This window comes from Streptosporangium sp. 'caverna' (assembly GCF_003203775.1).
GTDB classification, from domain to species: Bacteria; Actinomycetota; Actinomycetes; order Streptosporangiales; family Streptosporangiaceae; genus Streptosporangium; species Streptosporangium subroseum.
On the sequence record NZ_CP029711.1, the window covers coordinates 1,227,318 to 1,254,126 of the forward strand.

At 67.7% G+C, this 26,809-nt stretch carries 20 protein-coding genes and 1 other RNA gene; 11 read left to right on the forward strand and 10 right to left on the reverse strand.

What is annotated here, in order from left to right; translation table 11 throughout:
- Nucleotides 1-136: 136 nt before the first annotated feature.
- The 4 genes from DKM19_RS05635 to DKM19_RS05650 form a co-directional block, all read right to left on the reverse strand.
- Nucleotides 137-1,567, reverse strand: a complete 1,431-nt coding sequence (locus DKM19_RS05635; protein WP_369988097.1) for an NADH-ubiquinone oxidoreductase-F iron-sulfur binding region domain-containing protein — start codon at nt 1,565-1,567, stop codon at nt 137-139.
- A gap of 20 nt (nt 1,568-1,587) precedes the next feature.
- Entirely contained in the window at nt 1,588-2,322 is a 735-nt protein-coding gene (locus DKM19_RS05640; RefSeq protein ID WP_110694788.1) for a hypothetical protein, read from the reverse strand.
- A gap of 252 nt (nt 2,323-2,574) precedes the next feature.
- On the reverse strand, nt 2,575-3,993 hold the full coding sequence (locus DKM19_RS51520) for a DUF1996 domain-containing protein (protein WP_239514104.1): 1,419 nt from the start codon (nt 3,991-3,993) through the stop codon (nt 2,575-2,577).
- On the reverse strand, nt 3,990-4,664 hold the full coding sequence (locus tag DKM19_RS05650; RefSeq protein ID WP_110694789.1) for a DUF4142 domain-containing protein: 675 nt from the start codon (nt 4,662-4,664) through the stop codon (nt 3,990-3,992). Before DKM19_RS05650 ends, DKM19_RS51520 begins: the two co-directional genes overlap by 4 nt.
- Before the next feature lie 397 nt (nt 4,665-5,061).
- On the opposite strand from DKM19_RS05650, the gene DKM19_RS05660 reads away from it, so the two are divergent.
- From DKM19_RS05660 to DKM19_RS05670, 3 genes are all read left to right on the forward strand, one after another.
- Entirely contained in the window at nt 5,062-5,604 is a 543-nt protein-coding gene (locus DKM19_RS05660; protein WP_089212765.1) for a sigma-70 family RNA polymerase sigma factor, read from the forward strand.
- A complete protein-coding gene (locus DKM19_RS05665; RefSeq protein WP_110694791.1) occupies nt 5,604-5,807 on the forward strand; it encodes a zf-HC2 domain-containing protein in 204 nt (67 codons plus the stop codon). The genes DKM19_RS05660 and DKM19_RS05665 overlap by 1 nt, the downstream gene beginning before the upstream one ends.
- A 537-nt stretch (nt 5,808-6,344) precedes the next feature.
- Nucleotides 6,345-11,225 (forward strand): NAD-glutamate dehydrogenase, encoded by a 4,881-nt coding sequence (locus tag DKM19_RS05670; protein WP_110694792.1) that lies wholly within the window; start codon nt 6,345-6,347, stop codon nt 11,223-11,225.
- Between the two features lie 221 nt (nt 11,226-11,446).
- On the opposite strand, the gene DKM19_RS05675 is transcribed toward DKM19_RS05670, so the two are convergent.
- Nucleotides 11,447-12,502 (reverse strand): hypothetical protein, encoded by a 1,056-nt coding sequence (locus DKM19_RS05675; protein WP_162641315.1) that lies wholly within the window; start codon nt 12,500-12,502, stop codon nt 11,447-11,449.
- Nucleotides 12,503-12,598: 96 nt separating this feature from the next.
- Between DKM19_RS05675 and prfB the strand changes: the two genes are divergently transcribed.
- A complete protein-coding gene (gene prfB, locus DKM19_RS05680; RefSeq protein ID WP_089212753.1) occupies nt 12,599-13,720 on the forward strand; it encodes a peptide chain release factor 2 in 1,122 nt (373 codons plus the stop codon).
- A gap of 90 nt (nt 13,721-13,810) precedes the next feature.
- Here the strand turns inward: prfB and DKM19_RS05685 are convergent, their stop codons facing one another.
- Entirely contained in the window at nt 13,811-14,002 is a 192-nt protein-coding gene (locus DKM19_RS05685) for a hypothetical protein (RefSeq protein WP_089212752.1), read from the reverse strand.
- Between the two features lie 235 nt (nt 14,003-14,237).
- Here DKM19_RS05685 and ftsE point away from each other — a divergent pair, with 235 nt between their 5' ends.
- The 5 genes from ftsE to ssrA all read left to right on the forward strand — a co-directional run bounded on the left by ftsE (nt 14,238) and on the right by ssrA (nt 19,173).
- On the forward strand, nt 14,238-14,927 hold the full coding sequence (ftsE, locus tag DKM19_RS05690) for a cell division ATP-binding protein FtsE (protein ID WP_089212751.1): 690 nt from the start codon (nt 14,238-14,240) through the stop codon (nt 14,925-14,927).
- 31 nt (nt 14,928-14,958) lie between these two features.
- Nucleotides 14,959-15,867, forward strand: coding sequence for a permease-like cell division protein FtsX (gene ftsX / locus DKM19_RS05695; RefSeq protein WP_110694794.1), 909 nt, complete (start codon nt 14,959-14,961; stop codon nt 15,865-15,867).
- Nucleotides 15,868-16,003: 136 nt separating this feature from the next.
- Entirely contained in the window at nt 16,004-16,471 is a 468-nt protein-coding gene (gene smpB, locus DKM19_RS05700) for an SsrA-binding protein SmpB (protein ID WP_089212749.1), read from the forward strand.
- A 2-nt stretch (nt 16,472-16,473) separates the two neighbouring features.
- Nucleotides 16,474-18,366, forward strand: coding sequence for a penicillin-binding transpeptidase domain-containing protein (locus tag DKM19_RS05705; RefSeq protein ID WP_110694795.1), 1,893 nt, complete (start codon nt 16,474-16,476; stop codon nt 18,364-18,366).
- Between the two features lie 422 nt (nt 18,367-18,788).
- Nucleotides 18,789-19,173: a transfer-messenger RNA gene (ssrA, locus tag DKM19_RS05710) on the forward strand.
- Between the two features lie 170 nt (nt 19,174-19,343).
- On the opposite strand, the gene DKM19_RS05715 is transcribed toward ssrA, so the two are convergent.
- Complete coding sequence (locus DKM19_RS05715; protein ID WP_204358667.1) at nt 19,344-20,501, reverse strand: copper resistance D family protein; 1,158 nt, start codon at nt 20,499-20,501, stop codon at nt 19,344-19,346.
- Between the two features lie 454 nt (nt 20,502-20,955).
- Here DKM19_RS05715 and DKM19_RS05720 point away from each other — a divergent pair, with 454 nt between their 5' ends.
- Complete coding sequence (locus DKM19_RS05720) at nt 20,956-21,363, forward strand: helix-turn-helix transcriptional regulator (RefSeq protein WP_110694797.1); 408 nt, start codon at nt 20,956-20,958, stop codon at nt 21,361-21,363.
- Between the two features lie 117 nt (nt 21,364-21,480).
- On the opposite strand, the gene glpK is transcribed toward DKM19_RS05720, so the two are convergent.
- Both glpK and DKM19_RS05730 read right to left on the reverse strand, forming a co-directional pair.
- Nucleotides 21,481-22,998 carry a glycerol kinase GlpK gene (glpK, locus tag DKM19_RS05725; protein WP_110694798.1) on the reverse strand — a complete coding sequence of 506 codons (1,518 nt, stop codon included), beginning with the start codon at nt 22,996-22,998 and terminating at the stop codon, nt 21,481-21,483.
- Nucleotides 22,999-23,053: 55 nt separating this feature from the next.
- The gene (locus DKM19_RS05730) at nt 23,054-23,908 is read right to left on the reverse strand and encodes an MIP/aquaporin family protein (RefSeq protein WP_110694799.1); all 855 of its coding nucleotides are present in this window, start codon (nt 23,906-23,908) and stop codon (nt 23,054-23,056) included.
- 585 nt (nt 23,909-24,493) lie between these two features.
- Between DKM19_RS05730 and DKM19_RS05740 the strand changes: the two genes are divergently transcribed.
- Nucleotides 24,494-25,558 (forward strand): polysaccharide deacetylase family protein, encoded by a 1,065-nt coding sequence (locus tag DKM19_RS05740; protein WP_239514105.1) that lies wholly within the window; start codon nt 24,494-24,496, stop codon nt 25,556-25,558.
- A gap of 81 nt (nt 25,559-25,639) precedes the next feature.
- Here the strand turns inward: DKM19_RS05740 and DKM19_RS05745 are convergent, their stop codons facing one another.
- Nucleotides 25,640-26,797 carry a S1C family serine protease gene (locus DKM19_RS05745; RefSeq protein ID WP_110694802.1) on the reverse strand — a complete coding sequence of 386 codons (1,158 nt, stop codon included), beginning with the start codon at nt 26,795-26,797 and terminating at the stop codon, nt 25,640-25,642.
- Between the last annotated feature and the right edge of the window lie 12 nt (nt 26,798-26,809).

Here is a 26,809-nt window from a genome sequence, read left to right on the forward strand (position 1 = left end):
TTCGGGGCGTGAGCGTTCCGATGGCGAACGCCAAGAATCCGGCTGACGGTCCGCGGCGTCTCCGGGGCGGAAATCACCCGTTCTTGGAGACGGCCCGAGACTCACCAACCGGCCGGTTCAACTGATCATGGTCGAGTCACCCCGTGGCGACTCGCAGGGCCAGGGCGGGGCACATCTCGACGGTTCTGCGGGCCATCCGGCGAAACTGGTTGGGGATGGCGTCACGGCTGAGCACCGGGTAGCCGTGCTCGTCGAGGTGGATGAGGTCGGGGGCGAGCTTGGCGCACAGGCCGTGTCCCTGGCACCGGGTCCAGTCCACGGTCAGCCGTACCTCGGGGTCGTTCTCCTGCGGGGGCAGGGGGAGCACGCCCTTGACGGGACGGCCGCACGTGCCGTTGAGGATGTGCTCCTCGATGTCGTCGGGGAAGGCGCCCAGCGCCGACAGCACGAACCTGGACGTTCCGTCGGGGTGGAAGCAGGCGCCCCTTCCCTTGACCCCGGCGGCCCTCTGGCGCAGCTCGTCCAGGGCCGCGGCCGACCCGTTCACGATCTCGGACATCGACCGCGCGATGTCCGGGAGCCCGAGCCGGCACGGCCCGCACTGCCCCGACGACTGCTCGGCCAGGTATTTCGCGACCCTGGTCGTCTCACCCAGCGGGCAGGTCTCCGTGCCGAGCGGCACGATGATGCCGGCCCCGAGCTGCCCGCCCGCGTCGGTGATGCCCTGCCGGGAGACGGTCGCCACGACGGCGGCGTCCGGGTGGAGCCACCCGCCGTGATACCCGCCGAGCAGCACGCCCTCGCCGAGCGAGGCCTGGCACGCGTCCAGCACGGCGTACAGCGGCGTGCCGGTCGCGACCTCCACCACGGCCGGGGCCTTGGCGGACCCTCCCACGGTGAGCAGGACCGTCCCGGGCTCGCGGGCCGTGCCGACGTCGGCGTAGCGCTCGGCGCCCAGGGTGGCGAGTACGGCGAGCTGGGCGAAGGTCTCGGCGTTGGACAGCAGGGTGGGAAGCCCGTTCACCCCGCTCTCGACGGCCCTGACCTTGCGGCCTGGGGGCTCGCCCACCAGTCCGTTCACCGACCGGACCAGCGCGCCGCCCTCGCCGGAGATGAACCGTTCGACGATGCCGACCACGCGGACCCGGTCGCCGACGCCCCGCTCCTCGACCGCGGCGGCGACCGAGGACTCGCCCATCCCGCCCTTGACGGTCGCGATCACGACCTGCTTGGCGTTGATGGCGCCCGCCGCGAGCAACGCGCCCTCGATCACCAGGTGGGGCGTCCGGGTGAGCAGCATCGTGTCCTTGCTGCTCGCCGGTTCGCCCTCGGCGGCGTTGACGAGGACGACCTTCTCCGCACGCTTGTCCATCACGGCGCGGAGCTTGCGGGCGAAGGGGAACGCCGCGCCGCCCCGGCCCCGGAGGTCCACCTCGTCGGCCAGCGCCGCGAGTTCCTCCGCGCTCATGCTCGCCGCCGTGCCGTGCATGGCACGGTGTGCGGCGAGATCCATCCTGCGGCAGTCCTCGAGCCCGGCGGTCAGCCGAGCCGGTCCCAGTTGACGCACGGGGGGGACTCGATAGGGAATCATCCAACGCCTCCGATCCGGTGAAGCTCGGGCGGATCCTCGCGCACCTGGCGGGGGATACGGCCGACGATGCTGAGGGGTGGTGCGACATCCGCGGCGACGGGCAGTTCCACCGGCGTCTCGATGTGTACGACGACGTTCCTGGGCTGGAGGGCGGAGATCATCCTGATCAGCAGGGCGGCGCCCACGGCGGTCAGGCAGACCACGTAGCTCCAGGTCACCCACTCGGCGGGCTGACGGCCCGCGGTGAGCCCGTGCAGGATGGACATCGGCCACGCCAGGTAGGCGGAGCCGTGCAGGAGCCTCCAGAGCCACGGCCTGCGGTTCGTCGCGAAGCTCGCCCTGGCGATCCCGGTCGCGAAGACCAGGAGCATCAGGTCGGAGGCGATCGCGCCGAAGCCGACGTAGAGGCCCGGACCGGCGGTCGCCATCGGGACCACGGCGGCGGCGGGGGAGACCCTGCCTTCCACGATCTTCATGAGCACGTGGGTGGCCAGGAAGCCCACGCCCACCATCGCGGCGGCCCGGTGGGCGAACTGGGTACGGATCCTCCCCAGGGCGGGAAGGACGACACGATCCGCGGAGAGCAGCCCGAGCGCCACGGTGATGGTCAGCGCGACGAGGGCCACCACGCCCGCGAAGAACGAGAGAACTCCACGGACGGCCGCGGCCATGTCCATGCCCACCGACGTGCGGGCCAGCATGAGCAGGGCGACCACGGAAAGCGTGGTCACGACGCCGAAGGCGATCCGAGCGGGCCTCTGATCGAGGCTGGTTCCGTCCTCTGACCGGGTATGACGTGGAGTCCGTCGGTTACCCACTAACGCCTCCTTTCTGGAGATTGGGGAATTACTGCGAATCGGCTCGATGACGTGTGCGGGGTGAGAGCGAGGTGCTCTCGGGTCCTGCGGGAATGCCGCGCCCCCGTCTCCGCTGGGACTTGGGTGAAGGACGCGGAGACGGGGGAGCGGCGGTCTGGGGGTGGATCAGCAGCGACGTCCCCGGTTGATGCAGTCCACGGCGGTCCGCATCAGCTGGTTCGACATCACGTTCGCGAAGTCGCCGTGGTCGGTGACGGGGTTGTGGAGCTGCTCGGGGAAGGCGTCCACGGCGAAGGACGCCGTGCGCGGGGTGGCGTAGGTCAGGGTCATCTGGAGCTGCGGGATCGCCTTGGTGCCGGAGGGGCAGGCGCCGCGCGCGTCGGGGAAGAGCACGTGGGTGCGGTGGTTGGCGCTGTCGGTGTTCTGGCCGTCCCAGCAGCTGGGGAACTCCAGGATCCGCAGGAGCTGGCTGCCGCGGGGGCAGAGCGTGTATTTGGTGGTCACCCGGTTGGTGAACCCGGTGCAGCTCCACTGGGCGCGGCCGTTCGCGCCGCCGTTCGTGGCGGCCTTGGCGTCACCGGTGATGATCCGGATGAACCTGGGCATCGCGGTGACCTTGGACACCGGGTTGCCCCGGAACTGCAGGCTCACCTGGCGGGGGGTCAGGACGGTGCCGACGTTGCCGTCCGCGTCGTCGACGTTGGCGTCGGTCGTACGGTCGCGCAGGACCGGCCAGAAGTAGGTCGAACGGTCTCCGGCCGCACAGGTGGTGCCCGCCGCCGCCAGGGACTGGTCGGTGGAGAACCCGTCGGTGGAGAGGTTGCCGACGTAGTCGTGCAGGTGGTGGGCTCCGTTGCTCACGCCCGGGGCCACGATGAAGTTGTCGGGGTTGTTGTGGCGGTTCTCGTTCCTGCCGCACCGGGAGGTGAAGGTGCCCGAGGAGCCGGAGCGCTGGGTCCGGACCGTCTGGACGTTCCGCTGGACCTGCCTGATGTCGACGAAGTCCTCGGCGAACGGCCCGAGATCGGCGCACTCCGCCTCTTCGCCCTCGTCATGCCCGGGGGTCGCGGAGGGCGTGGGAGTGGCGGTGGGGGTCGCGGAGGGAGGCGCCTGGGTGGGCGTACGGCTGGGCTGGGTGGGCCGGCGGCGGGAGAGCGACTCGTTGGCGGGCTCATCCTCGGATGCCTGCGTGGGGGTGGCCTCGGGGGACTCGGGGGTCTCGGGGGAGGGCGTCTCCGCGGGATCCGCGGGGGAGGCCTGGTTGACCGCTCCTCCGGCGGGGGGGAGATCCTGTGCGGCGGGGTCCTGCGCCGCGGGGTCCTGGTTCTGCTGGTCCTGACCTTGCTGGTCTTGACCCTGCTGGTCCTGGTTCTGGTCCTGGCCTTGCTGGTTCTGCTGGTTCTGCTGGTTCTGGTCCTGACCCTGTTGGTCCTGGTTCTGCTGCCGTTGAGCCTGGGTCTGACTCTGTTCGGCGGGATCACAGTGGTCACCGAAGGCGGGAACCGTACTCACCGTGAACGTGATGGCGGTGAGTGTGCTGGCCGCCAGTGCCAGTGCGGACATGGTGACGAACGCGCGTTTCAAGAGATTTCTCTCCTCACAGGTGTGTCGAGAGCAGCCGTGGCGGGCGGCGGCGACGGCGCCGGAGGTTCGGGCAGGATCGAGTAGTCGACCAGGCCCGTGCTCTCCAGCAAGGCCATGTGCTTCATGACCACGTTCACCGCCCGCTGGGCGAAGGATCGGATCAGGTCGTTACGGGTGCCGGCGCGTACGCCGGCGACCACCCCGAAGACCTTTCCGTGGGCCTGCCGCAGCAGTTGAGCGAAAGTGCGGTCGTATTCGGTGCCGGACAGGCCTGAGAGCTGTGCCATCCAGCCCTGCTGGTCGGCGTTGGGCTGGCTGGGCAGCACCACGTTCAGCCGGGCCGCGATGTCGCGGACTTCCTCGTCGAGCTTGAGGTGGTCGGTCATCAGATGCATGCCGACCTCCTTGACCAGCTTGTTTCCCGATCTCTGCTGGGCCTGCTGGCCGGTGGGTATCTCCCAGAGGCCGGCTTGGCGAACCTTGGCGAGGAAGTCGCGGTCGGCTGGACTCAGCGGCCCCTGAGGGGTCTGGGTCCAGCCCTGGAGGGTGGCGGAGGTGGAGGAGCCGCCGGGCGGGGTCAGCACCACGACCGCCACGGCGGCGATCGCGATGAAGATTCCGAACAGCAGGAACTCTCCGGTTCCGAGGCGGCGGCGCAGTTTTCTGAACATGGTCCGGCCCGGTCGCCTAGTAGCCGTCCGTGGCCTGAGACGTCCCAGCGCGCGGCCTACCGTCCGGCGCGCCGGTGAACCACGTGCCGCAGACCCTCTGGCCTGCGCCTTCCTCCGCGTCCTGAATGGTGATGGGAATCGCGTAAGCCTCTCCTACGGTGGAACCCCCGCCGCGTCCGGCGAGAAGGGGGAGGGCGAGGACAGTTCCGACCGGCCACGGGATGTGCCGCTCTGCCATGGTCTTTCCTTCCCCGAGGACCCGCTGGTGCGGGCGCACTTGGTGGGAGATACGCGGCGCTCCCAGGGGAGGTTCATAGGAAGTGATGAGATAGTTAGAAATGACTGGAGTTGCCAGAGTTGCAGACGTGACTGATAACGAAGGTGTAAAGATGTGCCCGTGCGTCGTCAACTCGACAGTCGGTTCGAGAGCACGGACACCGATGTCGTCCTGGTAGAAGGTCTGTACCGGGAGTTCGGTGTCCCCCTGCTCCGACATGTACGTAAGGCCACAGGCAATGATCTGCAATGGGCCGAGGACGTCGTCCAGGAGACGCTCGTCCGCGCCTGGCGCAACGCAGGGAGGTTGCACAGAGAGCCAGGGCTTCTATGGGCCTGGCTGCTCACCGTCGCCCGCCGTATCGTCATCGACGGTCGTCGCAGGCGAGGGGCTAGACCACAGGAGGTCGAGCCCCCCGACGCGAACGCCGTTCCCGTTCCCGACGGATCAGATCGAGCGATCGAGGCGATGATCGTCGCCGATGCGTTACGCGAACTATCTCCAGAACACCGTGAAGTCATCGAGCACACTTACCTACGGGACCGTACGATTAACGAAGCGGCGGAAATCCTTGGGATCCCGCCGGGCACGGTCAAGTCCCGGCTCTACTACGGGATCCGGGCTCTCCGAAAGGTCCTGAAGGAGAGAGGTGTCGCGAGCTGATGGTCCCCTCCCCGCACTTTGACGTGGCTGCATATGCCCTCGGGGTACTCGATCAAGAGGACCACGAGGTGTTCGAGCGCCACCTCATGGCGTGCGAGGAGTGCCAGATCGAGCTCCGGGAACTGAGTGAGGTTCCCGGATTCCTCGATGTGGTACGGCGGGACCGCTCCAAAAATCTGGACGACGACCGGACGCCACATTGACGTTTTGCCACTTTTCGGGTGGTATCAGGAGCGGTGCCGTGGCTCGGTCAATGGGGATCGAGCCAGGTTGCCGCTGGAGGTGTCGTGCCGCGGGCCATGCCCGGTGGGCGGAGTATCGGTGCCGGCGAGACCGAACTCGCCCGGTGGTGCCGCGACCTTTCCGACCCCACCCTGTGGGATGCTTGTCTCACCGCCTCCCCCCAGCAGGAACTCGCCGTCTCCGACCACGAGATCGCCGGTTCTCCGCCGGTAGTGGCGAGGGGCCGCGGGTCACATGCCGACTCGCGGCGATCAGCCGGACATCCGCTCACGCATGGCGAGACAGCCGCCGCGCGACGGGTCTGCCGCGCCCGGACAGCCGGGCGGTGGAGGGCTGAGTGGCTGAATCGGGCCGAGTACGGGTAATTCGTTCCATAGAGGCGCCGTACCTCGGAGGGTTTTCACCCCTTATGACCTTCCTCATCATGGGAACCATGGGATTAGCCATGTTTCCTCACCAAAATGTGCAACAACCCCTCACAAAGGAGTGAGAGCGACATGCCGCTCGACGAGGCGAAGGACGAGCTGCTGAGGAGTGCCGCCGAGATGTGCGCGCACACACCGGGCAGCGACCACGTGAGTGATGAGGAGGCACTCGCCTTTCTCAGGCTCTATTACCGGCATGTCGCCCCAGAGGACCTGCTGAGCCGTAACCCGGTTGATGTGTACGGTCCGGCGATGGCTCAGCGGCAGCTCGCCGAGAAGCGCCCCCAGGGACGTGCGCTGGTGCGGGCCTACACGCCGACTCTGGAGGAGCACGGCTGGGATCCGGGCGGCTCGGTCGTCGAGGTGGTCACCGACGACATGCCCTTCCTGGTCGACTCGGTGACGATGGAGTTCAACCGCCACGAGATCGGCACCCAGCTCGTCGTCCACCCGCAGATGCGCGTCCGCCGCGACATGACGGGCAAGCTGCTGGGCCGCGGCGAGGAGGACATCACCGGGCAGATGCTCGCCGAGTCCTGGATGCACTTCGAGATCGACCGGCAGAACGACCCGGCCGTGCTCAAGCAGCTCGAGACCGACCTGCAACGGGTCCTGGAGGACGTGCGCAACGCCGTCGAGGACTTCGTCAAGATGCGCGCCCTCGCCCTGCAGACCGCGGAGGACGTGTCGGTCAACCCGCCGCCGCTGGACCCCGCGGGGGTGGAGGACAGCCTGGAGCTGATGCGCTGGCTGGCCGACGGGCACTTCACCTTCCTCGGTTACCGCGAATACCGCCTGGAGGAGGGTGAGGAGGGCGACAGGCTGCATCCGATGTTCGGCACGGGTCTGGGTATCCTCCGCCACGACAAGGTGGGCTCCGACAGCTTCGCCGCGCTCCCTCCCGAGCTGCGTGCCAAGGCCCGTGAGAAGCAGCAGATGCTGATCATCACCAAGGCCAACACCCGCGCCACCGTGCATCGCCCGGCCTATCTGGACTACGTGGGCGTGAAGCTCTTCGACGCCTCGGGCGAGGTCGTCGGCGAGCGGCGTTTCCTCGGCCTCTTCACCCACGTGGCCTACAGCGAGTCGATCTCCCGCGTCCCGGTGCTCCGCCGCAAGCTGGCCGAGGTCCTCGAACTCGCCGGGCTGACCGCCGACAGCCACGACGGCAAGGACCTCATCGAGATCCTGGAGACCTTCCCCCGCGACGAGCTCTTCCAGACCTCGGTGGAACAGCTGCTGCCGATCGCGCTCGGCGTGCTCCTGCTGCGCGAGCGCAAACAGGTGAAGGTCTTCCTCCGCCCGGACGACTACGGTCGTTACATCTCGTGCCTGATCTACCTTCCGCGTGACCGTTACACCACCAAGATCCGCCTCAAGATGCAGGAGATCCTGCTCAAGGCGGTCGGCGGATCCTCCTTCGACTACAGCGCGATGATCGGCGAGTCGGCCCTCGCCCGGCTGCACGTGGTCGTGCGCGGCGAGCGGGGCAAGCCGCTGAACGCCGACGCGGTGAACGTGGAGGAGCTGGAGGCGAAGCTGGCCGCGGCCACCCGCTCCTGGGAGGACGACCTGGCCACGGCCATCACCGAGCTGAGCTCCGAGGAGGAGGCGCCCAAGCTCGTCCGCCGGTACGCCTCGGCGTTCCCCGAGGGCTACAAGGCCGACTTCCCGGCCCGGCTGGCGGTCGCCGACCTGCGTCGCCTGGAGGCGCTGGCCGGTTCCTCCGACGAGATCGGGATGAACCTCTACGAGCCGTACGACTCGCCGGAGGGTGAGCGCCGGTTCAAGCTCTACCGGATCGGCGGGGCGATCTCACTGTCCCGCGTGCTGCCGCTGCTCCAGCGGATGGGCGTCGAGGTGGTCGACGAGCGGCCCTACGAGATCGACCGTGACGGCCGCCCGGAGACCAAGGACGCCTGGATCTACGACTTCGGCCTGCGCTACACCCCCTCTTCGGAGGTGGACAGGGACGAGTTCAAGCGGCTCTTCCAGGACGCCTTCGGCGCCCTGTGGTACGGCCAGGTCGAGAGCGACGGGTTCAACGGGCTCGTCCTGGCGGCGGGACTGACCTGGGAACAGGCCGAGATCCTGCGCGTCTACGCCAAATACCTGCGCCAGGCCGGGACCACGTTCAGCCAGGCCTACATCGAGCGGGTGCTGCTGGGCAACGTACGGCTCGCGCGGCTGCTGGTGCGACTGTTCGAGGTCAGGCTCGACCCCCGGCGCTCGCAGGAGGTCCGCTCGGAGCTGTGCGACGCGCTGCAGGAGGAGATCCTGGGGGCCCTGGACGAGGTGGCCTCGCTGGACGAGGACCGGATCCTGCGGGCCTACCTGGAGATGATCAACGCCACGCTGCGGACGAACTACTACCAGACGACCGCGGACGGTCGGCGTAAGCCGTACATCAGCCTGAAGTTCGACTCGCCGTCGATCAGCGTGCTGCCGCTGCCCCGGCCGAAGTTCGAGGTGTTCGTCTACTCCCCGCGGGTCGAGGGCGTGCACCTGCGCTTCGGGAAGGTCGCCCGAGGCGGCCTGCGCTGGTCGGACCGGATGGAGGACTTCCGCACCGAGGTCCTCGGGTTGGTGAAGGCGCAGATGGTGAAGAACACCGTCATCGTCCCCACCGGCTCCAAGGGTGGCTTCGTCGTGAAAAATCCGCCTAAGTCGGGCACGCGGGAAGACACGCTGGTCGAGGGCATCGCCTGCTACCGGATGTTCATCTCCGGCCTGCTGGACATCACCGACAACCTCGTTGACGGCGAGGTGGTCCCGCCCGCCGACGTGGTCAGGCACGACGAGGACGACACCTACCTGGTGGTCGCCGCCGACAAGGGCACCGCGACGTTCTCCGACATCGCCAACGGCGTGGCCAAGGAGTACGGCTTCTGGCTGGGCGACGCCTTCGCCTCGGGCGGCTCGATCGGCTACGACCACAAGGCCATGGGCATCACGGCCCGGGGCGCCTGGGAGTCGGTCAAATACCACTTCCGCACGATCGGCGTGGACGTGCAGACCACCGACTTCACCGTGGCAGGCGTCGGGGACATGTCCGGCGACGTGTTCGGCAACGGCATGCTGCTCTCCCAGCACATCCGGCTGGTCGCCGCCTTCGACCACCGGCACATCTTCGTCGACCCCGACCCGGACGCCGCGCGCAGCTACGCCGAGCGCGCCCGGCTGTTCGCCCTGCCGCGGAGTTCGTGGGCGGACTACGACGCCTCGCTCATCTCCAAGGGCGGCGGCGTCTGGCCGCGCACGGCGAAGGCGATCCCCATCTCCCCGCAGATGCGCGCCGCGCTCGGCATCGCCGACGGGGTGAAGTCGCTGGCCCCCAGCGACCTGATCAGCGCCATCCTGCGAGCTCCGGTGGACCTGCTCTGGAACGGCGGCATCGGCACCTACGTCAAGGCGTCGAGCGAGTCGAACGCCGCGGCCGGTGACAAGGCGAACGACGGCCTGCGGGTCGACGCCTCCGAACTGCGCTGCAAGGTGATCGGCGAGGGCGGCAACCTGGGCTTCACCCAGCTCGCCCGGATCGAGTTCGCGCTGAACGGCGGGCTCGTCAACCCCGACTTCATCGACAACTCCGCCGGGGTGGACACCTCCGACCACGAGGTCAACATCAAGATCCTGCTGGATCGGGCGGTCCGCGACGGCGAGCTCACCGACAAGCAGCGCAACCAGCTCTTCCTCGACATGACCGACGAGGTGGCGGATCTCGTCCTGCGGGACAACTACGACCAGAACGTGGTACTGGCCGCGGCCCGCGCGCAGGCGCCGGAGATGCTGCACATCCACTCCCGCCAGCTGCGCAAGCTGGAGCGGGCCGGGCTGGTCAACCGGGAGCTGGAGTTCCTGCCCTCGGACAAGACGCTCGCCGAACGGCGTCAGTCCGGGCTCGGGCTGACCCCGCCGGAGTTCTCGGTGCTGCTGGCGTACACCAAGCTGGTGACCGACGCGGAGATCCTCGCCTCCGACCTGCCCGACGACCCCTATCTGGCGTCGTGGCTGGTGTCCTACTTCCCGTCGGCGCTGCGCAAGCGCCTCCGCACCTACATGGACGCCCACCCGCTCCGCCGGGAGATCATCACGACCGGCGTGGTGAACGACCTGGTGAACTCCAGCGGGACCACCTTCATGTTCCGCATCGGCGAGGAGAGCGGCGCGTCGGCCCCGGACATCGTCCGCGCCTACCTGGTCACGCGCGAGGTCTTCGACCTGCCGAGCTTCTGGCGGCGGATCGAGGAGCTGGACAACAAGGTGGACACCTCCACCCAGATCGCCATGGAGCTGGAGGCCCGCAAGCTGGCCGAGCGCGGCAGCCGCTGGCTGCTGGGCAACCGGCGCTCGCCCCTGGACCTGGCCTCCACGGTGAGCTTCTTCGCCAAGGGCATGAACGGGCTGGTGCCGCACCTGCCCAAGCTGCTGACCGGGTCCGACCTGACCGCGTTCGAGGACCGGCGAGACGGCTTCATCGCGCGGGGCGTCCCCGAGGACCTGGCCGAGCGGGTGGCCGCGATGGTTCCCGCGTACTCCACGTTCGACCTGGTGGAGGTGGCCTCGCGCACCGGCCGTCCGGTGAACGAGGTGGCCGAGGTCTACTTCGATCTGGCCGACCGGCTCCAGCTCTCCAGGCTGCGCGAGCGGGTCGTCGCGCTGCCCAGGGACAACCGCTGGAACTCCATGGCGCGGGCGGCCCTCCGGGACGATCTCTACTCCTCGCACGCCTCGCTCACCCACGACGTCCTGGTGCACAGCACGCCGGGACTGACCCCCGAGGAACGCCTGGCGCGCTGGACCGAGGCCAACTCGGCGGCGGTGGCCAGGGCCAAGCAGACCCTGTCGGAGATCTGGGAGAGCGACAACTTCGACCTGGCGACGCTGTCGGTGGCGCTGCGTGCGATCCGCACGCTGGTGGCCACCACCAACCTCCCGCACCGAGACGCCTGACCTTCGCGGGCTGGGCCCTCCCCACCGGACCGGTGGGGAGGGCCCAGCCCGGTGGCAGGTCAGGACCGGCAAGGGAAACGAGGAAGACTCAACCAGGCCGGGATTCAGCCCCGGCCGGGGTGCGGCCGAGGGGAGATCCCGCCTGGCCGGGATTCGGCGTGGCCGGGAGTTCGGGCAGAGGAGAGGATCCGGCCTGGCCGGGGCCGGCCCGATCTTCGAGCTCAGCTCACGGTCACCTTGGTGATGCCGCCGAGATAACCGATGACCTTGGCCGGCCCGCCGCTGTTCTTGGCCGGGACCGTGCTCACGTACAGCTGCGTCTCCACGGTGCGCAGCTCCTCGCGGACGAAACTGTCCGAGGTCAGCTTCGCGACGTCCGGCGGGATCCTGAAGTCCGACGCGCACGGTTCGACCTTGACCGTCTGGGTCGTCGTCCTGATCAGCGAGTAGAGGACCAGCGCGCCGCCGTCGGCGGTGCGCAGCGCGTGCACCGGATAGTCGCTCGCGGCGAAGATCGAGTCGTAGCCCAGGCACGCGTTCTTCTCGGCCGGGCGCTTCTCCGCGATCTCGTCGGCGTAGCCGGTGGTGTGCGGGCCCTCCTCGATCAACCCGGCGGCGAAGCCCTGAGCGCCCTCCTCGGCGGAGGTGGCGTGAAGTGGAGCCATGAGCCGGGGGCTGATCTCCACGGTCGTGTCCTCCTCGCCCAGCGCGGTCGCGTAGCCGTCCGCGTCCTTGACGATCGCCGGGGCCCGCGTCCCCACGTCGAGCAGCGAGGTGGAGCTGAGCCGCCAGTCGTCCCTGCCCTGCCTGATCACCGTCAGTACGGCGGAGCGCGCCTTGCCGGCCGAGTCCTCACGTCTGACGATCGCGGCGAACCAGGGGGCGCTCCCCTGCACCCTCGGGACCAGCAGGTCGGGTGCTCCCCAGGTGTAGTGGGGGAGCGCGTCGGCGGAGGAGCTGAAGGCGGCCGCGGTGAGGGCCTCCTGCCCGTCGCGGGTCTGTTCCAGGATGTTCTTGCGGTCGGCGTCCAGATGGGGCGTCGCCGCTCCCAGCACCCCGTCGGCGCTGATGATCCCCGCCAGCACCCTTCCGGCCTCGGTCAGCGTGACCTGGGGCACGGGAGCGGGAGGAGGGGAGGGGGTGGGGGCGACGACGGCCACGGATCTGCTGGCCGTGGGAGTCGGTTTGGGAGAGGCGTCGTCGCCCCCGCACGCCGATGTGCCGATCAACACGGCCAGGGCGAGCGAGAGCAGACCTCGTCGCCCATGTCCCTGCACGTCCGCCTCCCGATGGTCCCCGCGCGCCCATGCTAGCCATGGCGGAGGTGCTTGCCGTACACAATGGGGCTTGGTGGTCGCGTACCCTTTACAGACGTGGCACTCATCGACCCGGCAGAAGAGATAAACGAGCTTAGAGGCACGCTGAACAGTATTCAGGACGTGCTCGACCTCGACGCGATGCGCAAGCAGATCGAGGAGCTGGAGGACCAGGCAGCCGCACCCGACCTGTGGAACGACCAGGACCGGGCGCAGAAGGTCACCAGCAAGCTCTCCTTCCTGCAGGGCGAGGTCAACAGGGTCGAGTCTCTGGGACGGCGCCTGGAGGACGCGACCGTCCTCTACGAGCTGGCCGCCGCCGAAGACGACGAGGAGACCCGCGAGGAGGCCGACCGCGAGCTGGCGTCCCTGAAGAGCGACGTCGGCGCCCTGGAGGTCCGCACCCTGCTCTCGGGCGAATACGACGCCCGCGAGGCGGTCGTCACGATTCAGTCTCAGGCGGGCGGCGTGGACGCCGCCGACTGGGCCCAGATGCTCCAGCGGATGTATCTGCGGTGGGCCGAGCGCAGGGGTTACCCGACGGACGTCTACGAGACCTCCTACGCGGAGGAGGCCGGGATCAAGTCGACGACCTTCACCGTCAAGGCGCCCTACGCGTACGGCACGCTCCGCGGCGAGCACGGCACCCACCGCCTGGTCCGGATCAGCCCGTTCGACAACCAGGGCCGCCGCCAGACCTCCTTCGCGGGCGTGGACGTGGTGCCGGTCGTCGAGACGACCGATCACATCGACATCAACGAGGACGACCTGCGCGTCGACGTCTACCGGTCGTCGGGGCCCGGCGGCCAGGGCGTCAACACCACCGACTCGGCGGTCCGCCTGACCCACCTGCCCACCGGCATCGTGGTCTCCTGCCAGAACGAGCGCTCCCAGCTGCAGAACAAGGCGACCGCGATGGCGGTCCTGCAGTCCAAGCTGCTGGAGCGCAAGCGCCAGGAGGAGACCGCCGCACTGAACGAGATCCGGGGTGAGTCCACCACCTCGTGGGGCACCCAGATCCGCAACTACGTGCTTCACCCCTACCAGATCGTGAAGGACCTGCGGACGGGCGCCGAGGCGGGTAACCCGAGTGCGGTGCTGGACGGCGACCTCGACGGTTTCATCGAGGCCGAGATCCGGTGGACCCGTCGCCAGGAGTCGGGCGCCGACGACGCGTAGGCGGGCGCGAGAAGGCAGGCTGACGCCGCCTTGAGCGGCCGTGAGGCCCCCTCACAGGTGTTTGCGTACATCGTGAGGGGCGTCTCCGTGTCACGCGCTCGTAAGGTGCTTCAGGGCGAGGGTGAGAAAGAAGAGCGCGATCAACGCCAGCGAGATGAGCGCCGGCGTCATCCCTCCCAGGCCGTTCTGGTGCAGCCGCTCGCGGTTGGCGCGACAGCGGGGACAGCGGCCTTCGGCGACGGGGTGAGCGCACCCCGCGCAGACCAGGTCTTCACAGCTCATGAGGTCCTCCCTCTTCGAGGTCAGAACTACTTTATGCGGTCGTTACCGGGCGCCGAATCGTTTTGTTTCCGTTATGGACGTTCCATGCCAGTCTTCCCCCTAGACTGGGCTCCGGCCAACCGGAACGTCGATCCAGAGTAAAGACCGGCGCCCTCCGGCCGGCGCGAGGCGGAAGTGGACCTCTGCCACTCCCGAGACCGTCCTACCCCCTAGACTGGCATGCCGTGATGCGCCTGTGATCCATTTTGATAATGTCACCAAGGTCTACGTGAACCAGAACCGGCCCGCGTTGGACCACGTCAGCGTCGATGTCGACAAGGGCGAGTTCGTATTCCTCGTCGGCCCCTCGGGGTCCGGGAAGTCGACCTTCCTCCGTCTGGTCCTGAAGGAGGAGCGCCCCAATTCCGGCGCGATCCACGTGGCCGGCAAGGATCTTGCCCGACTGTCCAACTTCAAGATTCCGCACCTGCGCCGTCGGATCGGGTGTGTGTTCCAGGACTTCCGACTGCTCCCGAACAAAAACGTGTACGAAAATGTCGCGTTTGCTCTGGAGGTCATCGGCAAGCCCAGGAGATTCATCCGTAAGGTGGTCCCCGAGGTCGTCGAGCTCGTCGGCCTCGAAGGCAAAGCCCACCGGATGCCCGACGAGCTGTCCGGTGGTGAGCAACAGCGGGTCGCGATGGCCCGGGCGTTCGTCAACCGGCCGATGATCCTGCTGGCCGACGAACCGACCGGAAACATCGACCCCGCGACGAGCATCGGCATCATGAAGGTGCTCGACCGGATCAACCGGACCGGCACCACCGTCGTCATGGCCACTCACGACGCAGCCATCGTCGACTCCATGCGCAAGCGCGTAGTGGAACTGGAGGACGGCAAGATCGTCCGAGACCAGTCGCGTGGCGTGTACGGCCAGGCGTACTGACACCAGGACCGGCAAAAGCGACAGGAAGAGCATGCGGGCAAACTTCATCTTCTCCGAGGTCTGGATTGGCCTCCGCCGTAACCTCACGATGACGATCGCCGTCGTCGTGACCGTGGCGATCGGCATGGCGTTGCTGGGCGTTGGCCTGATGATCAGCTCTCAGATCTCCAGCATGAGGGACTTCTGGACGGACAAGGTCGAGGTCTCGGTCTTCCTGTGCAAGAAGAACGACGCCTTCCCGCAGTGCAAGACCAGCGGTGGCGTCAACGAGCAGGAGCAGGCGGATCTCAAGGCGGAGATCGAGGCCATGCCGCAGGTCGAGGCGGTCACCTTCGAGAACGCCGCCGAGGCCTACAAGAACTTCCGGACCCAGAACGCCAACAACACCGTGCTGCTCTCGGCGATCCAGGTCGATGACATGCCCGAGTCGTTCCGGGTGAAGCTCAAGGACCCCGACACATACGGGGCGGTGATCGAGGCGCTCAACGGCCGTCCAGGGGTCTCGAACGTGATCAATCAGAAGGAGCTCCTGGAGAAATTCTTCGGATTGCTGGAGAAACTCCGCTGGGCGGCCCTGATCATCGCGATCATCCTGGTGTTCGCCGCGACGCTCCAGATCGGTAACACGGTCCGGCTCTCGGCCTACAACCGAAGACGTGAGACGGGCATCATGCGACTGGTCGGTGCCTCCAATCTCTACATCCAGCTCCCGTTCGTGATGGAGGGCGTGATCTCCGGCCTGATCGGCGGTGTGGTGGCCGCGATGCTGCTGATCGTCAGCAAGGTGTTCCTCTTCGACGCCGTGCAGGTCGCCCTCAACAACAACAGCGAGCTCGCGTGGGAGACGGTCGCATCGGTGATCAGCCTCACGATGGTCGTCGGCGTGATCATCTGTGTGCTCGCATCCTTCTTCACGCTCCGCCGTTACCTACGTGTCTGACGCGCCGGTGACCGTGCCCACGGCGCCCGTGGCGTCCGCCGCGCGCTCGCGCCGGGTTCGTGTTCCGCGCTCGGCGCTGATCTCGTTTCCGCTTCCGGGCGCGGCTCACAGCCCCGGTCCCCGGTAGGCTCCAGGCATGCCACGTGAGATCGGGCGGAAGGTCATCGCCCAGAACAAGCGTGCCTGGCACGATTACCACATCGAGGACACCTACGAGGCTGGTCTCGTGCTGCAGGGCACCGAGGTCAAGTCGCTGCGTCTTGGCCGGGCCTCCCTCCTCGACGGCTACGCCGTCATCAAGGACGGAGAGGCCTGGCTGATCAACGTCCACATCCCCGCCTACACGATGGGGACGTGGACCAACCACGCCGCGCGCCGCACCCGCAAGCTGCTGCTTCACCGTAAGGAGATCGCCAAGCTGGTCTCCAAGACCAAGGAGGGCGGCCTTACGCTGGTGCCGCTCGCCCTCTACTTCAAGGACGGCAAGGCCAAGATCGAGATCGGTCTCGCCAAGGGTAAGAAAGACTGGGACAAGCGGCAGACGCTGGCTGAGAACCAGGCCAAGCGTGAGATGGCACGCGAGTTCAGGCACAGGAACAGGTAATTGTGACGGGGAAGGCTCGGCGTACCGCCGCCGCGGCGCTCGCGCTGGTGGCGATGGCTCCCATGCTGTCGGGGTGTTTGGAGGAGCCTTCGGCCCACGAGGCGGTGCGCGACTTCCTGGTCGGCTGGCAGACGGGTGACTACACCGCGGCCGCCCAGCGCACCGACGGGGACGAGAAGGCGGTCCGCAAGGCTCTGGAGGACGCCAAGCTCCAGCTTGACGCCGCCTCGTTCCGCTTCAACCTCACGGGGATCCGGGGCACCGGCGAGCAGGTCGAAGCCGACTTCAGGGCCGAGGTCGACCTGGGGGAGAACAACCCCCTCTGGGAGTACGACGGCAAGCTCCCGCTCCACCTGGTGGACGGCAGCTGGAAGGTGCGCTGGTCGCCCAGCGTGCTCCACCCCCAGCTGCACGAGGGGCAGCGCTTCGCGGTGGACGTCACCCCCCAGGAGCGCCAGCCGATCCTGGACCGCAAGGGCGACTCGCTCCAGGAGGAGGCAACCCTGTACGTGGTGAGCGTGATCCCGGCCACGTTGAAGAACGCGGAGGAGGTCTGCGAGCGGCTCTCCAAGATCACTGGATTTCCGCAGGACCGCCTGCTGAGCCGGATCCGCTCCGCCCGGCCCGACATTCCGGTGCCGCTCGTCACCTTCGGCCGCGCCCCGTTCGCCAAGCTCGGTGATCAGATCAGGGCCATCCCCGACGTCACCATCGCCCCGCAGCGGCAGTCGCTCAACCCCGACTCGCCCACCCAGATCGTCGGCAGCGTCACCGCGGTCACCCCGGAGCTCGTGCAGCAGCTCGGCGGCCCGCAGCGGGCCGGAGAGACGGTGGGCCGGAACGGGCTGCAGAAGGTCTACCAGGAGCACCTGACCGGCTCGACCGAGACCCGCGTGATAACCGTGGACCTCAAGACGATGGCGGTGACCGAGCTCAAGAAGTGGAAGCCCGACCGCTCCACCTCGCCGGTCCACACCACGCTCGACCGTACGGATCAGGAGACCGCCGACGCCGCGCTGCTCGGCGGAGGAGTCCCCGGCATGCTGGTCGCGGTCCAGGCCTCGACCGGTGAGGTGCTGGCCGTCGCCAGCACCAAGGAGTACAACCAGGAGAGGGACGCGCTCGCCGGGAAGTTTCCCGCCGGGAGCACCTTTTCGATCATGTCCGTCGAGGGTCTGATCAAGGCCCAGATGAACCCCAAGCAGAAGCTCGCGTGCCCCAGCGAGCGGAGTGTCGGCGGCGCCCGGTTCCGCCAGGCGGGACCGCCCGCCGGAGAGACGCCGAGCCTTCAGGCCAACTTCGCCACCGGATGCGTGACCGCGCTCGCCTCGCTCGCCCGAAAGATCGGAAGCGCCGATCTGACGACCAGTGCCGCGCAGTTCGGCATCGGGGCGCCGTGGACCCTGCCGCTGAAGACCTTCAGCGGTTCGGTGAACTCGATGAAGCCGCTCGCCACGGACGCGGCCACGGCCAAGGCCATCGCGGGCCAGAACGTCCTGGTCAGCCCGCTGTCCATGGCGCTGGTCGCGGGAGCGGTCGCCTCGGGCACCTGGCGGCCGCCCGTCCTGGTCACCGACCCCAAGACGCTCGACCCGTCGGTCAAGGCCGCTCCTTCCAAGGAGCCGGATCCGATCAAGATCGACGAGAAGACGGTCGAGACCCTCCGCACCTTCATGCGCTCCGGAGTGGTCGCGGGCTCCGCCCGTGCCGCCGCGGCCCCGGGCGATCCGGTTCACGGCATCGCCGCCGTCGCGACCCGGGATCGAAAGCCGCTGGCCTGGTTCGTGGGCTGGCAGGGAGACGTGGCGGTGGCGGTGCTGACGGCGAGTGAGGACCCCACGGCGGGGGCCGCCGTCGCGGGCCGGTTCTTCCGGGGACCGCACGACAAGCTGTGACTCTCCGAAATATTCTTTTCACCCTGAGCAACCATTGAGCACCTTGTTTGCGTCTTTCTTAGTGACTGGGCACCGCTTGGGGGGTTGCGGACTCAGTCGCTGTGATGAGGTCAGGGCTTCGATCTCGGGGGAGGCCCTGCCGTCCGGGCCGGCTCGACCCTGCCGGTCACACCCCGGGGACGCGGGTGGGTTTGCCGCGTCCCCGGGGTTCGGCACCCGGTTCCTCGCGCTCGGGTCTCCTGCCGGCTCTCGCCTGCCGGCTGCCGTCCCACGAATCCCTGTCGTCTCTTGTGATCTCGTGTCGTCGGAGGCTCATTCCGCCTCGTACGGCGCGCCCTCGGGAATTCAGTTGGCGTTACCACCGTTGTAACGGGTATCTTCGGATAGCTCGGCCCCTCGGGGTCGGGTTGAAAATTCAACAGGGGGGTGACTGGTTTCGACTTTGGCTTTGCAAGTCAGGTGAAGCGGGTCGAGGACTGCGGACATAACCTCGTTAACACTGTGACCGCGACCAACAAGTGCCAATAAGACGCACTCCGAAGTCAGCCAGGGCAACCTGGCACTCGCCGCCTAAGCAGCGAGTGACTTCTGCCAGCCCGGGAGCGCCTCCGGCCCGGATCTGGCATCGCTAGGAGGCTCAACCGATCGACCCGGCCACGGGGAAGATCGGGAAATCAAACAGTGGCTGAGCCTGTCGGCGTCTTGCCTGTGTGATCGCCGGGGCTGAGAAAAGCACAACAGGCTCCACCCGGAGAAGCCCTGTCTTGAAGTTGAAGGACGCGGGTTCGATTCCCGCCACCTCCACCCCCGTTCCATATTCGAAACGTATGGAACAGATCGCCCGAGGGCGGTCGGTAGGCGACATCGCCCACCGACCGCCCTCGGTTTTTTACTGCCGCCTCTGAGCACGCCGCGCCGATCTCGGAGATGCGTAGGCCCGGGGTCGGCGCCCGATGCCGGCGTGCTTGGAACGACGGCTATACGCCGACGAGGTCGTCGGGTTCTCTACTTGTCGTGACGGCGGCCGCTGAGGTCCTGCGCCGGGCGACGCGTCCCGACGCGCGGTAGCCGGCGGCCATGGCGGCGATGACGAGAAGAGTCTCGGCGGTGCCCCACGTCCAGGTGGACGCGCTGACCTGCTTGGCGGGGATCTTCGGCAGCTCCGCCGACGCCGAGGTGGCGTGTGCGGCGGCTTCGGCCTGGAAGGCCTGGTTGCGGGCCGAGCCGTGCAGGAAGGGAGCGACGAACAGCACCGTCATGCCGAGCAGCAGCTCGACCGCGAGCAGGGCGGGAAACTGCCGGAGGAGGATGGTCCGCAGGCGCCGCTGGTCACCGCCGGCACGCAGGGCCTCAATGCGGGGATGCAGCCAGAACTGGTTGAAGACGCCGAGCAGCAGCATGGTGCCGAAAATGAGGATCTTCACGCCCAGCACCCGGCCGTACATCGTGGTGAACAGCTGCGAGGGGCCGTCAACATGCCCCCAGTACAGGAACAGACCGGACAGCACGATCGCTGCCACGCAACTCATCGCCAGCACGGAGAAGCGGCGGATGGCCCCCGACCAGAACGCGCCCCGCACGGTCTCCGGAACTCCGCCGGGCAAGGCGAGCAGTAGCAGTCCGGCCAGCCCCCCGATCCAGGTCGCGCCGCCGAACAGGTGCGCCATCCATATCAAGGTCTCGAAACCGGTCCGGCCCCAGTCGTCGGGTGCCTCGGACGGGAACTTGGTCGTACCCAGCGCCACCGCGCCCGCGACCAGGCCAATGCCGAGCAGCCACGACCTCGCCCGGCCGCCGACTACCGCCCGGAACGCGAGCGGGGCGACCAGCACGGCGCCCACCAGTGCGAGGGTGACCTCCAGGCCGGACAGGAGCCCGGTGCCGCTGCCGTCATACAGCGAGTTCCAGGCTGCTGCGTAGTCGTATCCGCCGGACTCCGATGCCCCGTGCGCGAGATCGGTCAGCACCGCCGGTACCGCCAGCACTCCGAGTACGACGGCGGCTCGCGCCAGCCGCGCGGTGACGGGGGTGAGCGTATCGGAGCCGATCCGCCGGGCCACGGGTCCCGCGGCGAAAAGAGCCAGTGCGATCAGGCCGACGAAGCCCATGAGCGTGATCCATGTCGCCCAGGCCACCGCGGAGTCCGAGAAGGGGCCGAGTGGCGTTGGGGGTGGCGGAACCGCCGCGAGAGTTGGGAAAGACACAGTTCACCTCGGGTATGGCATCACCAGAAGATAGGGGCAACTTAGGTTAGGCATGGCTAACTTTTGCGTCAACGTGACGATTTTCACCGCCGCTCGGTGATCCGAGGGCGGCTCGTTTACGTAGAACCCACCTGATTACGTAGAGTCAGCCCGATTGCGTAGGTTCGGCCTGATTGCGTAGAGCTCGGATCGCCGAACCGGCCACCAGGAAGCGCCCGGCCGTCACCGTCGGCGCGATCACCGGCAACTCCTCGGACCGTCACAAGGTGGCTCACCGCTGCTTTTCCACTGGTCGTAGCCATAAGGGTTCAGGGTCGAGCTGTCGGCCTGGGTGCCGTCAGGGTCCGTATCATTTATGTTACGCGCCCTGAGGGAGGTGAGTTCGATGTCTGGTCTGTTCTGGGAGGACCTGCGGCGAGGTCTGGAAGACCCTCGGTTTCTCCGTGAGTACGTCGCCGAGTCGGTCAGGATTATGGCGACCGATGCGATCATCAACGCGCTCGATGAGGCTCGGGTGTCGGCCGGCCTGTCGAAGGCGGAGCTGGCGCGGGCGATTGGTGCCGAGCCGGCGACTGTTCGGAGGTTGTTCTCCTCCGGCAATGCCAACCCGACCTTGGGCACGCTCTCCGCCATGGCGGCGGCATTGGGGCTGCGCATCTCGGTTGAACCACTGTCCGTGGCAGATCGGGAGGCGGTTACCGAACCTCTTCTCTCGGGAAGCACGACGGAGGAGGGGGCGTACAGAATCGCCGAACTGCGCAATAACCGACGGCGGAAGTCTGTCTCTCCGTAGTGAGACCTTTGGACGAACGAGCGTGGGTTGCCGGACAGGTATTCCTTGCCGAGGTCTCACGCCGGGCAGGCCGGTACCGGATCCTCGTGATCCGGCACCGGGCCTCGCCGGATTCCGTCAAGACACGTCGACCCAGTCGAGGGTCCGGTTGACCGCCTTCTTCCAGCCGGCGTAACCGGTGGTGCGCTGCTCGTCGGACCACTCCGGCTGCCAGCGCCGGCCTTCCTGCCAGTTCTGCTTGAGTTCCTCGATCGACTTCCAGAAACCGACGGCCAGCCCCGCCGCGTAGGCGGCGCCCAGCGCCGTCGTCTCGGCCACGACCGGCTTGGAGACGGGTACGCCGAGGACGTCGGCCTGGATCTGCATGCACAGCTCGTTGGCGGTGACGCCGCCGTCGACCCGCAGGACGTCAAGGGTGACTCCCGAGTCCTGCCGCATCGCCTCGACCACGTCACGGCTCTGGTAGCAGATCGCCTCCAGCGTGGCCCGCGCGACGTGCGCGTTGTTGTTGAAGCGCGACAGGCCGACGATGGCGCCTCGGGCGTCGGACCGCCAGTACGGTGCGAACAGTCCGGAGAAGGCGGGCACGAAGTAGACGCCGCCGTTGTCCTCGACCTGCCGCGCGAGCGACTCGCTCTGCTCCGCTCCCGAGATGATGCCGAGCTGGTCGCGCAGCCACTGAACGGCCGAGCCGGTCACCGCGATGGAGCCTTCGAGCGCGTACACCGGCGCGTCCTCGCCGAAGCGGTAGCAGACGGTGGTGAGCAGGCCGTGGTTCGACCGCACCAGCTCGGTGCCGGTGTTGAGCAACAGGAAGTTGCCGGTGCCGTAGGTGTTCTTGGCCTCGCCCACCCCGAAGCAGACCTGCCCGACGGTGGCCGCCTGCTGGTCGCCGAGGTCGCCGGAGAGGGCCACCTCACCCTTGAGCGGGCCGTTTCTGCGGGTCATGCCGTACAGGCCGGGGTGGGAGGAGGGCTGGATGCTCGGCAGCATCTGCCGGGGGATGTCGAAGAACGACAGCAGCTCGTCGTCCCACTCCAGGGTCTCCAGATTCATGAGCATGGTACGGCTGGCGTTGGTGGGATCGGTGACGTGCACGCCGCCGTCCGTGCCGCCGGTGAGGTTCCACAGAAGCCACGAGTCGGTGTTCCCGAAGATCGCCTCCCCGGCCTCGGCCGCCTGGCGCACCCCGTCGACGTTCTCCAGGATCCACTGGATCTTGCCGCCGGAGAAGTACGTCGCGGGAGGGAGACCGGCCTTGTGGCGGATGACGTCGCCCCTGCCGTCACGGTCGAGCGCCGAGGCGATGCGGTCGGTGCGCGTGTCCTGCCAGACGATGGCGTTGTAGTACGGGCGGCCGGTGACCCGGTTCCAGACCACGGTGGTCTCGCGCTGGTTGGTGATGCCGAGCGCGGCGAGGTCGGACGCGGCCAGGCCGGCGCCGTTCAGCCCCGTCTCGACCACCGCCCGCGTGCGTTCCCAGATCTCCGTCGGATTGTGTTCGACCCAGCCGGCCCGCGGCAGGATCTGCTTGTGTTCGAGCTGGTGGATGGCTATCTCGTTGCCGCCGTGATCAAAGACCATGAAGCGGGTGCTCGTCGTTCCCTGATCGATTGCTCCGACAAAGTCAGGCATGGATGGTGCCTCCTCTTGAGGGTCGGCTTGGGGGAGAGGCTCTGTCCGGCTGATTTCAGGTGGGCTTGTAATCGGTGGGAGGAGCCACCCGCCCCGCCTCGGGTTCTTCCTCCTCCGGCAGGAAGCGACCCACCAGGGCCTGGTAGAGGCCCGCGCCGATCAATGCCCCGATCACCGGTGCCACGATCGGTACCCAGAAGTAGAGCCGGCCATACTGATCTCGCCAGGCGTTCTCGTAGCCGGTGAGGAACGAGGCGAGCCGGGGCCCGAAGTCACGGGCCGGGTTGATGGCGTAGCCCGCGTTGGTTCCCCAGGCCATGCCGATGCCCACGACGATGAGGCCGACGATGAAGGGGGCGAGGTTCGCCAGGGGGGCCGAGTTGCGGGTGTCGGAGACGGCGAGGATGAGCATGAGCAGGATCGCGGTGCCGATCACCTGGTCGCGGAACGCGCCCCAGGTGCCGATGGGCAGGGTTCCGTTGCCGGGCAGCGTGGAGAAGACGAGTTGTGTCTTGGTGGTCAGCCCGGGGTCGACCTTCTCGAGCACTTCGCCGTAATTGAAGCGGACGATGATCGCGGCCACGAACGCCCCGGCGGTCTGCGCCAGGGCGTAGGGAAGGACCTTGTACCAGGGGAAGCCTTTGAACGCGGCGAGGGCGATCGTGACGGCGGGGTTGAGATGGGCGCCGCTGATGCGCGCCGCGACGTAGACGCCCATCGTGACGCCGATGCCCCATGCCCAGGCGATGCTGTCGTGGTCGCCGATGCCGCCCCCCACGACCTGGGCCACGACTCCCGCCCCGAACAGGATCAGGATCATGGTTCCCGCGAACTCGGCCGCCATCTCGCCGAGCAGCCCGTGGGCCTTCAGGCGTCCGACGACTCCGCGGGCTTCCAAAGATTCCGCCATGTCTTCTCCTCACGGTGCAGTGCCGCGTCAAAGCCCGCGCCCGATCCCCGGGCTGGCCCGGGGTGCCGACGGACAGACCGTCGAGGGAAGCCGTCAATAAGGGACGAACCTCTCGGCTGCCCGGGACGTTAAGCGCGAAATAGGACGCGGTCAACGGCTGAGTGACTTTTATGTCAAATATTGGTCAGAAATATTGGTCATTAGTAACATTTCCTGACCGTGGAGGGGTCGGTCGCCTTTGATGGCGGGCAGGCGGGGGGTCTCACCGTGCGTGTCGGCATCGTCGGGTAAAGACCGCTTCAGGAGAAGGTCGATCGTCGCGGTTGACGCCTCCATGCGTGGCGGGGCCAGGGCGTCGTCCATGCGGATCGGAGGCCGGGAACGGACCCCGGCCGCGAGGGGATGCGCTCCGCCTCTGAGCGGTGGCCGGCCGGTCGTCGGAAGCGGTGCGGGCCTGATTACTTCGCTATTTCGGTAATGGGTGATCCGACCCCTGTCGGGGTACGAAGCTTTGCTTCGGCTGGAGATCGACCTGCAGGTCAAAGGGGGATGAGAAGCGTATCGCCGGTGCGCTTGGAGGATGATATGGGCCGTCTTAAGGTGGTCACGGTCGGTACGATAGTCGTAACGGCGGGTGCTGTTCTGTCCGGGTGCGGGTCGCAGGATGATGCGCAGGACAAAAGCCCCAAGGTTAATGCCGCGGCAAAGGCGTCGGCGGCCGCGGTCACACGGGCGAACCTCATCAAGACCAAAACGGCGGCGGCCGCCAAGGTCAAGGCCAACGAGCTCGGCCAGGTCCCCGTTCTCATGTACCACCGGATCGTCGACAAGCCGGGGAACCAGGACGACCGCACTCCCGAGCAGTTCCGCACGGAGCTCGAACGGCTGGCGGCGGAGGACTACGTCCCGGTCACGGCGGCCGAATACGTCACCGGGCGCATGGACATTCCGGCGGGAAAGCACCCCGTCGTCCTCACCTTCGATGACTCCTCTCCCTCACAGTTCGCGCTGGACGGGACGGGCGCACCCAAGGCGAACACCGCCGTCGCGATCCTCCAGGACGTCGCCCAGCGCCATCCGGGGTTCCGCCCGGTGGCCACGTTCTACGTGACCCGCGACATGTTCGGGATGACGAAGCCCGAGGAGCGGGAGCAGGTGCTGCTCTGGCTCGTCGGCAAGGGGTACGACATCGGCAACCACACGCACGACCACCTGAGCCTGCGCGGGAAGCCGGAGAAGGAGGTCGACGCCGAGGTGGCGAAGGGCCACCAGCTCATCACCAGCCTGATCAACGCGGTCCCGGTCACGATCGCCCTGCCGTACGGCAACCAGCCCAACACCAAGGAATGGGCGCTCAAGGGCAGCTCCGGGGGCGTCTCCTACGACTACGGCGGTGTGTTCCTCGCCGGATACACCCCGGCCATGTCGCCGTTCAACAAGGAGTTCGACCCGCTCGGCATCCCGAGGATCCGCTCGATGGACAAGAAGGGCGACTGCGCTCGCTTCTGCTCGGTGGCCTGGCTCGACTGGCTGAAGGCCAACGCCGACGACCGCTACACCTCCGACGGCGATGTGAAGACGGTCGCCTACCCCAAGTTCAAGGCGCCCTTCATGACCATGCGCTTCACCGACCGCGCCCTTCCCTACTGATCGACTGATCGCCTCTCGTACGGCCCCTGGAAGAGACCTTCCAGGGGCCGTACGAATTCCAGGGGCCACACGAGAAGACGGTCAGCTGCTGGGGAGCTCGCCGAGGATGACCGTGACGGTCGCGGTGGAGCCGTTGGGGCGCAGGAGCTGCACCTTGGCCCGGTCGCCGGGGTTGAGGGTGGCGAGCACCTCCGACAGGGCCTGAGTGCCCGTGAGGCGGACGTTGTTGATCGATATGATCACGTCGCCGACCCTGATCCCGGCCTTCTCCGCGCCGCTTCCCCTGCTCACCCGCACGACGCCGACGCCCACGGTCCGGCCGTCGATGCCGATCACGGTCTGCACGGTGACGCCGAGTGCGGCCCGGTGGGTGTTGGTGACCTTGCCGTCCTTGACGATCTGCGTGGCGATGTCGGTGGCGGTGTTGGACGGGATCGCGAAACCGATGCCCGGCGCCGCGCCGCCGCCGAGTTCGGGGTTGAGGGCGGCCAGGGTCGGGATGCCGATGACCTCGCCGGAGAGGTTGACCAGGGCGCCGCCGCTGTTACCCGGGTTGATCGCGGCGGAGGTCTGGATGGCGCCGGTGATCGTCGCACCGGGCGAGCCTTCATCTTCGGGGTCGTCGTCCTGGGGTTCGCTGACCGTACGGCCCAGCGCGGAGACGATGCCGTTGGTGACGCTGCCGGACAGTCCCAGAGGGTTGCCCATGGCCAGCACGATCTGGCCGACGCGTAGCTTGCTGGAGTCGCCGAACACGGCCGGGGTGAGCCCCTCGGGATCGTCCACCTTGATCACGGCCAGATCGCCGAGACCGAAGGACTCCACCAGCTTGGCCGTCCGGGGAGTGCCGCCGGTGGCGAGCGTGACCTTGAACTGGTTCGCCCTGCCGACCACGTGGGCGTTGGTGATGATGTGGCCCGCCCTGTCGTAGACGATGCCCGAACCGAGGCCGTTCGCCGTGGTGATCTGCACGATGGACGGCAGGACCTTGGTGATGACCCGTTCGTAGGCTGTCTCCAGGGCGACCGCCCCGGGTACGGCCTCGGCGGAACGGCTGGGCGAGGTGCTGGGCGAACCGCTGGGCGAGGTGCTGGGCGAGGCAGTGGGTGTGACGGCGGGTGTTTCAGTGGGTGGGCCGAAGAATATGTCGGCCGGTGGCGAATTCGCCCCCTGGCCGCAGCCGGCGAGCATCATGGCGGCTGCGGCGAGTAATGCGACACGTGACGTTGATTCCCCCATATGGGGGTATAT